Source organism: Mycobacterium sp. E3305, from assembly GCF_001666785.1.
GTDB lineage: Bacteria > Actinomycetota > Actinomycetes > Mycobacteriales > Mycobacteriaceae > Mycobacterium.
In genome coordinates this window covers 62,702-78,269 of the sequence record NZ_LZJA01000127.1, presented here as the reverse complement: position 1 = coordinate 78,269, position 15,568 = coordinate 62,702, and the positions used below count along the sequence as shown (strand labels likewise).

Genomic DNA, 15,568 nt, shown 5'->3' with positions numbered 1-15,568 from the left:
CGTGGCTCAGGGGCGCGAGGGTCACGCTGGCGTGGCCGATTGTGGATAGCCGGGCCCTACTGACCTGACGTTCGTTGCGGTTTGTGCGACGCTGCCGCGATGGCGGAGCCTTTCATCGGCAGTGAGGCAGTCTCGAATGGAGATGTCGTCAAGAGCGCTTTGCGCACTCACTACCGGAAGTTGTTTCGCGACGTCTATGTCGACCCTCGCGCCGAACTCACCCCTCTGATCCGAGCCCGCGCGGCATGGCTGTGGTCGCGTCGGCGGGGCGTTGTCGCGGGCCTGTCGGCTGCCGCCGTTCATGGTGCCCAGTGGGTCGACGCCACGGCACCGATTGAGATCCTCCATAGCAACAGAAACCCATTGCCCGGACTACGGGTTCACGGTGGTCCCCTAGAAGACGACGAAATCACGCTGTTCGACGGTGTTCCCGTGACCACGCCGGCCCGTACCGCCGTCGATCTGGGATGCTGGCATCCGACGAACGACGCTGTGGCCGCGATCGACGACCTGCTTCGCGCAACGAACTGCAAGGAGGCTGAGATCGAGTTGCTCGCTGAGCGATACGCGGGGCGACCCGGCATTCGGTCGGCGCGCAATGCGATCAGTCTCGCTGACGCCGGCGCGCAGTCCCCGAAGGAAACGTGGGTGCGACTGTTGCTGATCCAAGCGGGGCTGCCCCGACCGCAAACCCAGATCCCGGTCAGTGACGAGTTCGGCGACCTAACGTACTACCTCGATATGGGGTGGGAGGATTTCAAAGTCGCAGCCGAGTACGACGGTGAGCAACATCGTCGGGATCGCTGGCAATACACGTGGGACATCAGGCGGCGCGAAACGCTCGAGCGCCTGGGCTGGATCGTCGTTCGAGTGGTGGTCGGTGATCGTCCCACGGACATCGTCGGGCGGGTACGAGCCGCGTTGGCCAGGCGCGCGGTCACGCTAGCGTGATAGTCGCTTGCGGCGGACACGCTAGCGTGACGCTCGGCGAAAGGCACGTTCGATGGTTTCCGGCTCACTCCCGGGTGGCGGCCTTCTCCAGTTCGGTGAGCGCCGGCTCGATGCGGTCGGCCATGTCGTCGATGTCGTTGGCGACCTCGGGCGTCGTCACGAAGCCGAAGTCCAGGTAGTCGGTGTAGGAGAAGCAGGTGATGTTCAGGGCGACGTCCATGACGGGCGGCCCCAGCGGCACCAGCGAATCCAGTTTGGCGCCGGCCATGTACAGCGGGAACGGTGGGCCCGGCACGTTGGACACAACCAGGTTGATGGGGGCCAGGTTTCGCGACAGCCCGCTAGCCGTGTAGGCGCGGGCGGCCAACTGCAGCAGCCCCGGCGGGGTGGTCTCGGTCAGCCCCATGATCTGGTGCGCCGACAACGCCTTGGCCATCAGCTTGGCGTTCTGGGTGCTCTCGTGGATGGCCCGGAGCCGCTCGGCGGGGTCCTCGACGTCGGTGGCCAGCGACACGGTCATCGAGCTCACCTGGTTGCCGACGTCGTCCTTGTTCTCGTCGGTCCGGGTGGAGACGGGGATCTGGGCGATCAGCGGTTTGGCGGGCAGCTCGCCCCGCTTCTGCAGGTACTCGCGGGCGGCACCGGCCACCAGCGCCAGCACGACGTCGTTGAGCTTGACGCCATAGGCATCCTTGACGGCCTTGGCCCGGGCCAGCTCCACGCGGCAGCCGGTGATCCGGCGGTGCGGCGACACGGGCGCGTTGAACCGGGTCTTGGGCGCTTCGAAATAGCGCGGGGGCCTGCCGCTCACACCGAGCGCGGCGATCTGCTGGCGCACCGTCTGCTCCACCAGTCGGGCGATGCGGAAGGGCGTCTTGACGCCGACGTTGATGAGCGCGCCCACCGCCCGCCGCTCTATGCCCGGAATCCGGTTGCCGACCAGGGATCCCACCGTTTCCTGTTGCGGTGGTCGAGGTTCCGGGGTGATGTCCAAGAGAATTTCGCCCAGCCCGGCTCCCGAGACGCCATCGACGATGGCGTGGTGCATCTTGGTCAGCGAAGCGATCCGGCCACCCTCGACCCCCTCGATCACCCACATCTCCCACAGCGGCCGCGCACGATCCAGCTTGTAGGACATCAACCGGCCGACCAGCTCCTCGAGCTCGCGCCGGCCGCCGGGCGCTGGGACGGCGATGCGGCGGATGTGGAAGTCGGGGTCCAGGTCCTCGTCCTCGACGAACCACGGCCGGTCCAGCCCGAGCGGCGCCCCGGTGACCCGCCACCGCAGCTGCGGCAGCTCCGGCAGCCGTTCGATGATCAGTTCGCGCAGCCGCTGGAAGTTGTACTCCGGTGCGTCCTTCGGGTCGCAGATCGCGAGCGCGCCCACATGCATGTGCCAGCCCGCAGTCTCGGCTGACCAGAACGCCGCATCAACACTCGAGAGCCGTTTCATCCCCCGACCGTAGCCCCCCGACCCCCGTCGCGACCAGCAATGGCAAACAAACTACCCGCAGGCTGAGCCGGGCGCGCATCCGCCCGGTCGCCAGGTCGTTGCGACCGCCTGCGCCGTTCGGGACCGGTCCCGAGGAGCCCGCCGCGCAAAGGTGCCGACGGACGCCGGCGGGCACCGCCGGCACGCGAGGTCCGCGGTTGACGTCATGCGTCGCGCGCACAGCGGCGGCGAATGACGGGAACCCTTGCGCCGCAACTCGTCGGCCGCGGATGGCTCACTGGCTTCGATCGACGGGACTCGCTTGCGGACTCGGCCATGGGGGGCTTGGCATCGACCGAGTCCACGCCCTGGGGACCGACAAGGCCCCCACCGCTGCGCGGTTACCGACGCTCACACGCGTCGCGGCGTCGTCCGCGCCGGACGCGGTAACCCACCGGGACCGCACGGCCGAGGCCCTATCCAGCGCGGCGGCCTTGTTGAGGGAACTCAGGTGGTTGAGCGCGACGTCCAGCGGCGCCGACAGTGAACTCAACCTGGACAGGGCCGCCGTTTTCGGCAGCAGGGCCACGTCGAAGGAGGCCAGCGGCGAGGAGGCCAGCGCATCGAGCGCTTCGGAGATGGTCGAGATCACCTGCGCCCCAGTCGATATGACCTCCGGCGCCACCGTCAGGCGCCATCGACGGGACGGCTCGGTGACCGCCGCAGCGTGGCGCGTCGTCTCGCTCAGACGAGCGCAAGGCGAACTGAATGGTGTAAGCGTGATGGCCGCCGAGGCGCGGGCGTAGGCAACCAGAGCGGCGGTGTCTTGGGCCCACATCCGGTCGTAGTCGGCGTCGGCGTCGGCGATGGCCGGACTCAGCTGGCCTAGGCAGTTCGCCGCGGCCAGCCAGATCCGCCGCAGCCGGTTGGCGATGATCGCACCAGGCGCCGCTGCCGCCGCACGGGTCAGACCGTAAGCGCTTGCGGCCGCCCCGGCCTGGGTGGCCGTCTGCCGGGCCTGGGCAGCGGTGGCGTCGAGCCACGCCGCGTGGGCGGCGAGGGCTTGAGTTATCGCCCTCACCGAAGCGTTCTGTTCCGCCACACCCAGCTCGGAGATCACCGCCCGGTATTTCTCTGCCATCTCACCGAGTTGAGCAGCGAGCACTTCCCACGCCCTGGCGGCTTCCATCATCGATTCGGCGCCGGGCCCCGAATGCATTCGACCGGAAATGGCTTCCGGCGGCAGGGCACCGGAATCCAGCACCGGCTCCAGCTGAATGGCTGGCGACTTGTGTTGCGACATCGGGTTTTTCTCTGCGACGGGGGAACGTGAGTGCTTATCGACCGCGACTCATACCGCGGCGTTGGCTACTTGGCGTTTCAGGCACCGCCTAGCTCTTCGCGGAAGCGTCGAGTTGTCGCGGGCAGAACGACTTCGCTGATATCGTCGCGAACTGGGCGGCACCGTTGGTCGTCAGCGCGGGATTGTTGTCCCGCAGGTCATTGAGCAGCTGAAGGCCGGACACGCCACGAGAGATCAGGCCGCACACCGCCTTTCCGGCGGCGACGGCTTGATCGGGGTCCGCGAAACTGATCCCCACCCTGTGCAGGTCGGCGATGAAGACCTCGTTGTTCTCGTCGGTCGCCGCTTCGTCCTCCCCGGGGATGGCGTGCGCGGGCGCCGCGGCAACGATGCCCAGCGACACACCGAGAAGCGCTAACAACAGTCTCATCAGTCCTCCTTCGTGCGGATTGCCCGCTATGGCCCGGCCCGGCCCGCGATCACGACGCGAAACCCGTTGCGCCCCAACTATCCCGACTTGGCTTCGGCGCCGCCGACCGCGACCTCCGCGCCGTCCGTCACGTGCACGGCGTGCACGCCCGGCGTCGTTCTGAGTTTGGCGACCAGGTCATCGAGCCCGGCCTCGTCGACGTTCCAGTGCTGCACCTGGTCGGGCATCTCCTGGAGCTGGGCGATGATGCGGTCGAGCTTGACCGGTGGGGTGCGCCGCTCGCCGGTGCCGACGCGGGGCTGCTGGATGCCGGTTGAACTGACCACGCGCGCCGCCGGGCCGCCCAGCGCGCCACCGGCCAGGCTGCCCAGCGTCGCCTCGTTGACCAGGCCGGGGACATCCGCCGCCGCGGCCGCGGCGGGGACATCCGCCGCCGCGGCCGCGGCCACGCTGGTGCCGGGCAGAGCCGCCAGCCGGACCGCCGGGGCGGCGGTCGCCCAGCCGGGCGGCACCGAAAGCTTCCCCACCGTCGGCGCGTTGCCCAGCACCGCCGACACCGGTTTGGCCGCGACCCCGGCGGCGACGTGGCCCGGCGACGCCAGACCGGCGCCCAGCGAGGTTTTCGACATCGCGGCGCTCCACGGCGCGTAGATGAAGAAGTTCTTCCACTGCGACACGCCCAGGCCGATGCTGGCGTTGGTGACGTTGGTCCACGTTGCCTGGGTGCCGATCTGGGAAATGCTGGAATACAACGTTTCCCACAGGGGTGCGACGTCCGGGCTCCCCGTGACTCCCCCGATCAGCTGCTGCCAGAACTTGGTGTATTGGCCGGTGAGCGAGGTGAGGTAGTCCTCTATCTGCTTCAGCCAGGACGACAACGACGTGGGCTCTGACGCGGCCGTGGCGGCCGCCTGGGCCGCCGGCCCGCCGTCGTTGGTGGTGGCCGGCGCCCCCTCGAAAGCGGTCAGCTCACCGGCCGATTCCGACGCGCCGGCGTAGCTGAACATGGCGGCGACATCCTGGGCCCACATCTGGCCGTACTCGTCTTCGATCGCCGCGATCGCCGCGTCGTTCTGCCCCAGTAGGTTCGTCTGCAACAGTTCGGCCAACGCGATGCGGTTCGCCGCGACGAGCTGCGGCGGCACGGTCGCGGCCAAGGCGGCTTCGTAGGCGGCGGCCGCGGCGCGGGCCTGGGCGCCGGTCTGCTCGGCTTGGCCCGCGGTGGTCGAGATCCACGCGAGATACGGTGCTACCGCCGCGGCCATCGACTCCGACGACGGACCCTGCCAGGCCTCGCCGACGAGGTCCGAGATCACCGTGCCGTAAGAGGCGGCGGTGGAGTGCAACTCGGCGGCCAGCGTGTCCCAGGCCGCGGCGGCGGCCAGCAGCGGCCCGGCGCCCGGGCCCGCATAGATCTGGGTGGAGATCACCTCCGGTGGCAGCGTTGCGAAATCGCTGAAGACCATTGCCGCACCCTTTCTTATTTGGCGTTCGGCGGGATCACGATGACGGTGGACGTGGTCGCGATGTCGTCGACGGCGACGGCACCCGGCACGCGAACGGTCGACCCGGCGACCGCGCGAGTCGCGGTGTCCCCCATGGCACGTCCGGCCAGACTTGACAGGGCAGCCGGGCCGAACATCCCTTGTTGGCCGTTCACGGCCATCGCGGGAGCAGCTTCCACGATCGTCTCCGGCAGCTCGGCCGCCACCGCGCGGATCGCGGGAACGGCAGACGCCCAATTAGCCGGCACCGACAACGACCCGACCAGCCCGGCCTGACCCGTCGCGGCCGAAACCGGACTCGCACTCGACAACGCGGCCGCGCCGGTCAGCAGGTCGCTGCGCAGCAGCGGCGCAAGGACCCCGGTGAGCGCTTTGGGGTGCAATAGCGGCCCGATACCTTGGATGCCCGTCCCCACGCTCGGGATGCTGAGGGCGATCTGGTACCAGTTCTTCGCGAGGTTGGCCACCCCGAGCGGGGTGTACGGGCCGGAGATCGTGCCCATGATGCTGTTGAAGGTCTTCAGGATCCCGGTGATGTCCGCCAGGCCCAACGGCAGGGCGGCCGCCGGCGTCGTCACCGCGTCCGCGCTCACCGCGAGGCTTTGCAGCCCGGCCGGCGCCTGCGAAACCGCCTCCGAGAGCGCAGATTCCACCCTCGAGGCGCTCGACGACCCGAGCGCGGAGGCCACCGCGGCCGACTGGTCGGCCTCCGCGCTGCCGTCGGTGGTCGGCGCCGGCGCCGCGAACGGTGTCAGTTGCGCCGCCGCCGCCGACGAGGCGGCATAGGCATACATGGCGCCCGCGTCCTGCGCCCACATCTCGGCGTACTGCGCCTCGGTGGCCGCGATCGCCGGGGTGTTTTGACCCAGGATGTTGGTCGCGATCAGCGAGGCCAGCAAGGCCCGGTTGGCCGCGACCACCGGGGCCGGGACGGTGGCCGCGAAGACGGCTTCGTAGGCGGCCGCGGCCGCCTTGGCCTGCACGGCGGTCTGCTCGGCCTGCACGGCGGTACCGTCTAGCCACGCGATGTAGGTCGTCGCCGCGGTCGCCATCGTCGTCGACGCGGGCCCGCGCCAGAGGGCTCTCAGCTCCGAGATCGTGGAACCGTAAGACCCTGCTGCCGAACGTAATTCGGCCGCCAAACCGTCCCAGGAAGCCGCCGCCGCCAGCAGCGGCGCCGGCCCCGGCCCTGAATAGACCCTGCCGGAGTTGATCTCCGGCGGTAACGCCCCGAAATCCATGCCATCCTCCGCCTCCGGCAGTGTCGCCACCGCCGGCCCTGTGCTTGCGTCCGCCGACCAGCCGAACGCCGCCAATCGAGCCCTTCGTGCCGCCGCCGAAACGGGATAAGAGAATTTGCTGGCGAGCGGGCGATTCCTTGCAGACAGGACACTAGCCAGCCGCGGCCGAAATGCCTTCCGCCCGACTCGCCCGGTTCGGCACCGTCGCAGCGCCCGGGGTGGACGACCGCTTCTGAGTGGGCCCGGCACGCAAAACGGCGATAAACCTCCCTACCTCGCGCGAATCGGACAAGGCGACCGCATGAATACTTGGTGAAAATGCGAGTGGGAAGCCCGGGAAGCGCCGGCGGATGAATAAAAATCTCACGAGCATAAATTGCGATCACGGCGAAATGAGACCGCTGCCGGACGCCTCCACGGGACGGGGCGACGGAGCAGTACCTGGCCATGAGTTGCGTCTGGCCCCAACGGATTCGCCGTGGCACGGGTTACCTGCGCCCGCGTGACTCACCGAAGACCGACACGTCCGAAACTCATATGATCTTCAGAGAAGATATGTGCGTTGTATGAATTCGCCAGTCACCGGCTTGCGTAACAGCGGAGCGGGCGTGCCGCAGTCAGCCGCCTAAGCGCCCGAAATGGGATTGCATGTCACCAAAGAGCGAATTTATGAATTACATGATCTATGTGAATTGAATGTGGAATGTAGATCAGCGCTGCCAGTCCCGGATTGTTTGGCACCAATCACGCGGGGCAAGCATTGCCGGCGTGATCACTCATGCGCTCGAACGGGATTTGCCAGGGACAGGGCGGCGGTTAGCTCAGCGTCGCGCCCCCGCTACAAGCCGCTGTCCGGGTCAAGCGTCTTCCAGCAGATCGGGCGTGACCGCCGATTCGGTGTCCGGGATGCCCTCGATCTTCGCCTTGCGGTCGGCCATCGACAGCAATCGCCGAATTCGGCCCGCCACAGCGTCTTTCGTCATCGGCGGATCGGCGAGCCGGCCGAGCTCCTCCAGCGACGCCTGCCGGTGCTCGACCCGCAGCTTGCCGGCCGAGGCCAGGTGGTCGGGGACCGTGTCGCCGAGGATCTCGAGTGCGCGTTCCACCCGGGCGGCCGCCGCGACCGCGGCCCGGGCCGAGCGGCGCAGGTTGGCGTCGTCGAAGTTGGCGAGGCGGTTGGCCGTCGCACGCACCTCGCGGCGCATCCGGCGCTCCTCCCAGATGAGCCGGGTGTCCTGGGCGCCCATCCGGGTCAGCAACGCGCCGATCGCCTCGCCGTCACGCACCACCACCCGGTCGGCGCCGCGGACCTCGCGGGCCTTCGCGCTGACCCCGAGCCGGCGCGCCGCGCCCACCAGCGCCAGGGCGGCCTCCGGGCCGGGGCAGCTGACCTCCAGGGCCGACGACCGTCCCGGCTCGGTCAGCGAACCGTGCGCCAGGAAGGCCCCGCGCCAGGCGGCTTCGGCGTCGGCGACGCTGCCGCCCACGACTTGGGCGGGCAGACCGCGCACCGGCCGGCCGCGGTTGTCGAGCAGTCCGGTCTGGCGGGCCAGCGCCTCACCGTCGTTGGCCACCCGCAGCACGTAGCGGGTGGTCTTGCGAATCCCGCTGGCCGACAACACATGCACGACGGCGTTGTAGCCGTAGAGCTCGAAGATGTCCTTGCGTAGCCGGCGCGCGACGTTGCCGAGGTCCACCTCGGCCTCCACCACCACGCGACCGCCGACGATGTGCAACCCGCCGGCGAACCTGAGCAGCGACGTGACCTCCGCCCGGCGCGCGCTGACCGACTTCACGACCAGGCGGCTGAGCTCGTCCTTGACTTCGGTCGTCATCGCCACGCGTCGTCACCCCTTGGTCCGCTGCCAGCCGGTCCACTCCCACCGGTCTGTGGACTTGCACTGTCGACCCGAATATCCGCGGTGGCCGTGACCGGAGGCGCTCCCGGAGCCTTGTGGGCCGTCCGGACCCCGTCCAGGGCCGCCGCGAGTTTGCCCGGATCATGTAAAGGTGTACCAGGTCTGGCCACATCGGCGAAGTGGACCTCGGCTTGAAGCAGCATCGCGGTGCGGCGCAGGTGCTCCCGCTCCCGCTCGCCGGGCACCCGTTCGGCGTCGATGATGATGTCGTGCACGGTGAACCCCGGTGCGTGCTGGGCCAACACGTGCAGATGACGTTCGACGGAGAAGCCCGCCGTCTCCCCCGGCTCGGCCACCAGATTGAGCACCAGCGCCCGACGGGCCGTGGTCGCCCGCAGCGCCGCAGCCAGGCCCGGCACCAGGACATGCGGGATCACGCTGGTGAACCACGAGCCGGGACCCAGCACCACCAGGTCGGCGGCCATGATGGCGTCGACGGCCTGCCGGGTCGCCGGCGGGTCGGACGGGAGCAGCCGCACCCGGCGCACCTTGCCCGGGGTGGTGGCGATCGCCACCTGGCCGCGAATGAGCCGGAACATCCGCGGATCGGTCTCCAGGCCGGAGACGTCGGCCTCGATCTGCAACGCGATCGGGCACATCGGCAGGACGCGGCCCTTGACGCCCAGGATGCGGCCGAGCTCGTCGAGGGCGGCCACCGGATCGGCCAGCACCTCGGACAGCCCGGCGAGCAGCAGGTTGCCGATCGGGTGCCCGGCCAACGCCCCGTTGCCGCCGAATCGGTGTTGCAGGATGGTCGCCCACAGCCGCCCGTGGGGGCTGTCAGATGCCAGGGCCGCCAACGCCATTCGCAGGTCGCCCGGTGGCACCACATCCAATTCGCTACGCAGCCGCCCCGACGAACCGCCGTCGTCCGCGACGGTCACCACGGCGGTCACGTGTGGGGTGAGCCGGCGGGCCGCGGACAGCGTCGCGTACAGGCCGTGGCCGCCGCCCAGGGCGACGATGCCGTGATTCGTCGGCCCGCTCATTCGCGGCCCAGATCCCGGTGCAGCACCCGCACCGACAGTTGAGGATTGGCCTTCAGCAGCCCCATCAGCGCCTCGGCGATCGCGACACTGCGATGCTTGCCGCCGGTGCAGCCGATCGCCACCGTCATGTAGCGCTTGCCCTCCCGGCGGTAGCCGTCAACGACCAGGGACAGCAACCGGTGGTAGGCGTCGAGGAAGTCCGCGGCCCCGGGCTGACTCAAAACGTACTCGCTCACCGCGGGGTCCTGCCCGGTGAGCGGGCGCAGCTCGTCGACCCAGTGCGGGTTGGGCAGGAAACGTACGTCCATCACCATGTCGGCGTCCATCGGCAGGCCGTACTTGAAGCCAAACGATTCGACGGTGACGCTGATCGACGTGCCGGCGTCGCCGCCGAACGCGCGCTCGATGCTCTCCCGCAACCCGCGCACGGACAGGGTCGACGTGTCGATGATCAGATCGGCCGTGGCGCGCACCTGGGCCAGCATCCGGCGCTCGGCGGCGATGCCCTCCGCCAGGGTCGCCTCGCCCTGCAACGGGTGGCTGCGGCGGTTCTGCTCGTAGCGGCGCACCAGCATGTCGTCGGAGGCCTCCATGAACACCACGCGCGGGGTGATGTTGCGGGTGGCCAACTCGTTGCGCACCTCGTCGAGGTCGCCGGTGAAGCCGCGCGACCGCACGTCCATCACCACCGCCAACCGGGTGATCCGAGATCCTGCGTCCATGCCGAAGTCCACCATCCGCGTGATCAGCTGGGGCGGCAGGTTGTCGGCCACGTACCAGCCCAGGTCCTCGAGCACCTTGGCCGCGGTACCCCGCCCGGCGCCCGACAATCCGGTCACCAGAACGACGTCGATGCCGGCCCCGCCTTCGGGGCGGGCCTCCACCGGGTGGCCCTCGGCCACTTCACCCGTCATTCGGCTTCTCCGGGCTGCTCCGGTCGCAGCGCCTCCAGAACGGCGGTGGCGGTGGCCACACCGATTCCGGGAACGGCCGTGATCTGGTCGACGGTGGCCTCCTTGAGGCGGGCTATGGATCCGAAATGGGTTACCAGCGCCTTGCGGCGATGTTCCCCCAATCCTGGCACCGAATCCAGCGCTGAGGCGGTCATTCGCTTAGATCGCTTGCTGCGATGGTAGGTGATGGCGAACCGATGCGCCTCGTCGCGAATTCGTTGCAGCAGATAAAGCCCTTCGCTGTTGCGCGGCATGATGACGGGGTCCGGCTCGGAGGGCACCCATATCTCTTCCAGGCGCTTGGCCAGGCCGATCACCGCGACATCGGTGATGCCGAGGTCTTCGAGCACGGCGCTGGCCGCGTTGACCTGCGGCGCGCCACCGTCGACGACGTAGAGGTTGGGCGGATAGGCGAATCGGCGCGACTTCCCTTCGGGGGAAAGCATATTCGGGTCGTTCTGTTCGCTGAGGTGTCGCGCGAACCGGCGGCGGGTCACCTCGGCGATCGAGGCGACGTCGTCGGAGCGTCCCTGCCCGGCGGCCTCCCGGATCCCGAAGTGGCGGTAGTCCGACTTGCGTGGCAGGCCGTCCTCGAACACCACCAACGAGCCCACCACGTCGGTGCCCTGCACGTGGCTGATGTCGACGCATTCGATGCGCAGCGGCGCGTCGGCCAGCCCCAGCGCCTCCTGAATGTTCTGCAGCGCAGCAGATCTGGCGTTGAAGTCGCCAGCGCGCCTCAGCTTGTGTTGTTGCAGAGCCTCTTTGGCGTTGCGTTGCACCGTCTCGGCCAGCGCCCGTTTGTCACCACGGCGCGGCACCCGCAGCACGACCCGGGAGCCACGCAGGCCGGAGAGCCAGCTGGCCAGTTCATCGGAGTTGGACGGCAGGCAGGGCACCAGCACCTCGCGCGGCACCGGGTTGGCGGCTTCGTCGGCCCCTTGGTTGTCGTGGCCACCCAGTTCGGCCTGCTCCCCGTAGAACTGCGTCAGGAACTGCTCCACCAACTGCTCCTCGCCGGAATCACCGGCCTCCGCGGACTTTTCGACGATCCAGCCGCGCTGGCCGCGCACCCGGCCGCCGCGGACGTGAAACACCTGAACCGCGGCCTCCAACTCGTCGTCGGCGAAGGCGACGACGTCGGCGTCGGTGCCGTCACCGAGCACCACCGCCTGCTTCTCCATCGCGCGCTTGAGCGCCCCCAGGTCGTCCCGCAGCCGCGCGGCGCGCTCGAAGTCGAGTTCGTCGGATGCGGCCTGCATCCGCTGTTCCAGCTCGCGGGCGAAGCGGTCGGTCTTGCCGGACAGGAAGTCGCAGAAGTCGTCCACGATCTGGCGGTGCTGCTCGGCGCTGACCCGCCCGATACAGGGCGCCGAGCATTTGTCGATGTAGCCGAGCAGGCACGGACGGTCGATCTGCTTGTGCCGCTTGAACACACCGGCCGAGCATGTGCGGGCCGGGAAAACGCGGGTGAGCAGGTCCAGCGTCTCCCGGATCGCCCAGGCGTGGGAGTAGGGCCCGAAATAGCGGACCCCCTTGCGGCGCGGACCGCGATAGACCATCAGCCGCGGAAATTCCTCGTTGAGGGTGACGGCCAGCACCGGGTACGACTTGTCGTCGCGGTAGCGGACGTTGAAGCGGGGGTCGAACTCTTTGATCCAGTTGTATTCGAGCTGCAACGCCTCGACTTCGGTGTTGACCACGGTCCACTCGACCTTGGCGGCGGTGGTCACCATCTGCCGGGTGCGCGGATGCAGGCTTGCGATGTCGGCGAAATAGGACGTCAGCCTGCTGCGCAGGCTCTTGGCCTTCCCGACGTAGATGACTCGCCCGTGCGCGTCCCGGAATCGGTAGACGCCCGGCTCGACCGGGATCGACCCGGGCGGGGGACGGTACGTGGCGGGATCTGGCACTCATCCAGGCTAGTAGCCGCCCGGGACACGCCGGCGCCGCGGGAGCACGGCTCGACGCGGCGAAAACGCCGCCCCCGGTTCGGGCACATCCTGTAACGCATTCGAGCGCTTGTTCGATAGACAAGTAGCCCACCGACCGATCCGCCAATTCCCGAAAAGGCCCAATGACCTCGGATTATGACGACCGGTCGGCGGTGTGGACGGTTTGTTCTGGTTACCAAGGGGGTAGCTGGACGTTACAGTGGGTGGCAATCAATGGAGGGAGTCCACAGATGTTCAAGCGCTCGTTGACCAGGATCGCGATGGGGGTCGGCGGCCTGGCATTGGCGTCGACCGCCGCAGCTGGGGTCGCATCCGCGGCCCCCGACTACGGCCCGATGATCAACACGACCTGCAGCTACGACCAGGCGATGCGGGCGGTGCACGCGGAAAACCCGATGGCCGCTCAGTACCTCGACCAGTCGCCGCCGAACCAGCAGTTCTTGCAGCAGTACCTGGCGTCGTCGCCGGATCAGCGCGTGAACCTGCTGCACGCCATCGAGCACAACCAGGGCGCGCAGCAGGCTTTGCCGATCTTCCAGCAGATGATGACCGACTGTAAGAACTTCTGACCCGCTCACCTGAAGGGAGCTATCCGTGCCGGCACGGATAGCTCCCTTCAGTGCGTAGGAAGGTCCGGCCGGTACTGCGCCAGCAGCGACCGCACGGTGTCCATGGCGTTGACCGCGCGTTCCTTGTCGACGGCCTGGATGGCCATCACGGGAATGTATTCGTCGTCGGGTAGATCGACGCGCGCCCACCGGTTGCCCACCGGGAACGAGACGCCGGCGACGTCCGGCCACTCGATGAGCTTGTCGCCCAACAGGTTACGCACCGAGATTCCCGCCGGCCCGATCCGCAGCCGCGGCCGGGCGAACAGCAGCACCAGCCCGGCGAGCACCAGGCCGAGCAGGGCCATCGCCACCTGGTCGGTGGTCTGGAACACCACCCCGGTGGATCCGACCTTGAGCAGGAAGCCGATCGCGATGTGCACCGCGGCGATGGTGAACGCGGCGACGTAGACGAATATCGGTGTGCGGTGGGGACGCAACTCGACGTCCCAGCCCTCGCTCGTGGTCACGACCGAGCGCGCAACTCACGCAGCGTCAGCGCCGCGGTCAATGCCGCCCCGGCCGCCTGGGCGCCCTTGTCTTCGACCGATTCCGGAAGCCCGGCGCGATCAAGCGCCTGCTGCTCGGTGTTGGTCGTCAGCACCCCGTTGGCGACCGGCGTCGAGGCGTCCAGCGCCACCCGGGTCAAGCCCTGGGTCACGGCGTCGCAGACGTACTCGAAGTGCGGTGTTCCCCCGCGGATCACGACACCCAGGGCGATGACCGCGTCGTGGTTGCGAGCGAGCTCCTGCGCCACCACCGGGAGCTCGATGGCGCCCAGCACGCGGACCACCGTCGGGTTGTCGATGCCCGACTCGGCGGCCACCCGGCGGGCGCCGTCCAGCAGCGCTTCGCAGATCTTGCTGTGCCAGGTGCTGGCCACGATGCCGACGCGCAGGCCGGACGCGTCGAGCGCCGGGATGTCCGGCTCCCCGCTACCGCTCACCTGCGCCGTCCCCCACCAGCGGGAGGCGCCCCCACTGCGTCGTCGCCGGCGGTCACAGAGCGCCGCCGAATTCGCCCGGCAGGTGAACCGATTCGTGGAAGTCGTCGAGACCGGCCAGGTCGTGGCCCATCTTGTCGCGCTTGGTCATCAGGTAGCGGATGTTCTCGGCGTTGGCGCGGACGGGCAGCGGCACCCGCTCGATGATGTGCAGGCCGTAGCCGTCCAGCCCGACGCGCTTGGCCGGATTGTTGGTCAGCAGCCGCATCGAGCGCACCCCGAGGTCGACCAGGATCTGCGCCCCGATTCCGTAATCCCTTGCGTCAGCCGGCAATCCGAGTTTGAGATTGGCGTCGACGGTGTCCTCGCCGGCGTCCTGCAGCTGGTAGGCCTGCAGCTTGTGCATCAGGCCGATGCCGCGGCCCTCGTGGCCGCGCATGTACAGCACGATGCCTCGCCCCTCCCGCGCGACCATCGCCATCGCGGCGTCCAGTTGGGGCCCACAATCGCAGCGCCGGGAGCCGAACACGTCACCCGTCAGGCACTCGGAGTGCACGCGCACCAAGACGTCGTCGCCGTCGGCGTTCGGCCCGGCGATCTCGCCGCGCACCAGCGCGACGTGTTCGACGTCCTCGTAGATGCTGGCGTAGCCGATGGCACGAAACTCGCCGTGCCGGGTCGGTATGCGGGCCTCGGCGATCCGCTCGATGTGCTTCTCGTGCTTGCGTCGCCACTCGATGAGGTCGGCGATGGTGATCAGTGCGAGGTCGTGCTCGTCGGCGAAGACCCGCAGCTCATCGGTCTGCGCCATCGAGCCTTCGTCCTTTTGGCTGACGATCTCGCAGATCGCGCCGGCCGGCTGCAACCCGGCCATCCGGGCCAGGTCGACGGCGGCCTCGGTGTGCCCGGGCCGGCGCAGCACGCCGCCGTCCTTGGCGCGCAACGGAACCACGTGCCCCGGGCGGGTGAAATCGTTGGCGATGCTGGCGGGGTCGGCCAGCAGCCGCATGGTGGTGGCCCGATCGGAGGCCGAGATTCCGGTGCCCACACCGTTTTTCGCGTCGACGGTGACGGTGTAGGCGGTCCCGTGCTTGTCCTGGTTCACCGCGTACATGGGCAGCAGACCCAGCCGGTCGCAGATCGCGCCGTCCAGCGGCACGCAGAGGTAGCCCGAGGTGTAGCGGACCATGAACGCCACCATCTCCGGCGTCGCCTTCTCGGCGGCGAAGATCAGATCGCCTTCGTTCTCACGATCCTCGTCATCGATGACGACCACGGCCTTACCGGCCGCAATGTCGGCAACCGCCCTCTCGACGGAGTCCAACCTCGTCATCGTCGC

Annotated in this window: 14 protein-coding genes; 2 read left to right on the top strand and 12 right to left on the bottom strand. The window is 68.7% G+C overall.

What is annotated here, in order from left to right:
* Positions 1-99 precede the first annotated feature (99 nt).
* Positions 100-951: a hypothetical protein gene (locus A5701_RS11830; RefSeq protein WP_067752994.1), complete on the top strand. Its 852-nt coding sequence runs from the start codon at positions 100-102 to the stop codon at positions 949-951.
* 64 nt (positions 952-1,015) lie between these two features.
* On the opposite strand, the gene A5701_RS11825 is transcribed toward A5701_RS11830, so the two are convergent.
* From A5701_RS11825 to uvrC, 9 genes are all read right to left on the bottom strand, one after another.
* Entirely contained in the window at positions 1,016-2,404 is a 1,389-nt protein-coding gene (locus tag A5701_RS11825) for a wax ester/triacylglycerol synthase family O-acyltransferase (protein WP_067752991.1), read from the bottom strand.
* A 274-nt stretch (positions 2,405-2,678) separates the two neighbouring features.
* A complete protein-coding gene (locus A5701_RS11820) occupies positions 2,679-3,686 on the bottom strand; it encodes a PPE family protein (protein WP_156670052.1) in 1,008 nt (335 codons plus the stop codon).
* 88 nt (positions 3,687-3,774) lie between these two features.
* On the bottom strand, positions 3,775-4,116 hold the full coding sequence (locus A5701_RS11815) for a DUF732 domain-containing protein (RefSeq protein WP_067752988.1): 342 nt from the start codon (positions 4,114-4,116) through the stop codon (positions 3,775-3,777).
* Positions 4,117-4,193: 77 nt separating this feature from the next.
* Positions 4,194-5,582, bottom strand: coding sequence for a PPE family protein (locus A5701_RS11810; protein ID WP_067752985.1), 1,389 nt, complete (start codon positions 5,580-5,582; stop codon positions 4,194-4,196).
* Between the two features lie 14 nt (positions 5,583-5,596).
* Positions 5,597-6,862, bottom strand: coding sequence for a PPE family protein (locus A5701_RS11805; protein ID WP_067753100.1), 1,266 nt, complete (start codon positions 6,860-6,862; stop codon positions 5,597-5,599).
* An 857-nt stretch (positions 6,863-7,719) separates the two neighbouring features.
* The gene (whiA, locus tag A5701_RS11800) at positions 7,720-8,697 is read right to left on the bottom strand and encodes a DNA-binding protein WhiA (protein WP_139272911.1); all 978 of its coding nucleotides are present in this window, start codon (positions 8,695-8,697) and stop codon (positions 7,720-7,722) included.
* Positions 8,694-9,770, bottom strand: coding sequence for a uridine diphosphate-N-acetylglucosamine-binding protein YvcK (gene yvcK / locus A5701_RS11795; protein WP_067752982.1), 1,077 nt, complete (start codon positions 9,768-9,770; stop codon positions 8,694-8,696). The genes whiA and yvcK overlap by 4 nt, the downstream gene beginning before the upstream one ends.
* Positions 9,767-10,684 (bottom strand): RNase adapter RapZ, encoded by a 918-nt coding sequence (gene rapZ, locus A5701_RS11790; protein ID WP_067752979.1) that lies wholly within the window; start codon positions 10,682-10,684, stop codon positions 9,767-9,769. Before rapZ ends, yvcK begins: the two co-directional genes overlap by 4 nt.
* Complete coding sequence (gene uvrC, locus A5701_RS11785) at positions 10,681-12,636, bottom strand: excinuclease ABC subunit UvrC (protein WP_067752976.1); 1,956 nt, start codon at positions 12,634-12,636, stop codon at positions 10,681-10,683. Before uvrC ends, rapZ begins: the two co-directional genes overlap by 4 nt.
* Positions 12,637-12,908: 272 nt before the next feature.
* Between uvrC and A5701_RS11780 the strand changes: the two genes are divergently transcribed.
* A complete protein-coding gene (locus A5701_RS11780) occupies positions 12,909-13,247 on the top strand; it encodes a hemophore-related protein (protein ID WP_067275840.1) in 339 nt (112 codons plus the stop codon).
* 47 nt (positions 13,248-13,294) lie between these two features.
* On the opposite strand, the gene A5701_RS11775 is transcribed toward A5701_RS11780, so the two are convergent.
* Genes A5701_RS11775 through A5701_RS11765 form a run of 3 tightly spaced genes read right to left on the bottom strand, consistent with a single transcriptional unit; the run spans position 13,295 to position 15,562 of the window.
* Positions 13,295-13,756 carry a PH domain-containing protein gene (locus A5701_RS11775; RefSeq protein WP_067752973.1) on the bottom strand — a complete coding sequence of 154 codons (462 nt, stop codon included), beginning with the start codon at positions 13,754-13,756 and terminating at the stop codon, positions 13,295-13,297.
* Complete coding sequence (gene ribH, locus A5701_RS11770) at positions 13,753-14,232, bottom strand: 6,7-dimethyl-8-ribityllumazine synthase (RefSeq protein WP_067275845.1); 480 nt, start codon at positions 14,230-14,232, stop codon at positions 13,753-13,755. The genes A5701_RS11775 and ribH overlap by 4 nt, the downstream gene beginning before the upstream one ends.
* Before the next feature lie 52 nt (positions 14,233-14,284).
* Entirely contained in the window at positions 14,285-15,562 is a 1,278-nt protein-coding gene (locus A5701_RS11765; protein WP_067752970.1) for a bifunctional 3,4-dihydroxy-2-butanone-4-phosphate synthase/GTP cyclohydrolase II, read from the bottom strand.
* Between the last annotated feature and the right edge of the window lie 6 nt (positions 15,563-15,568).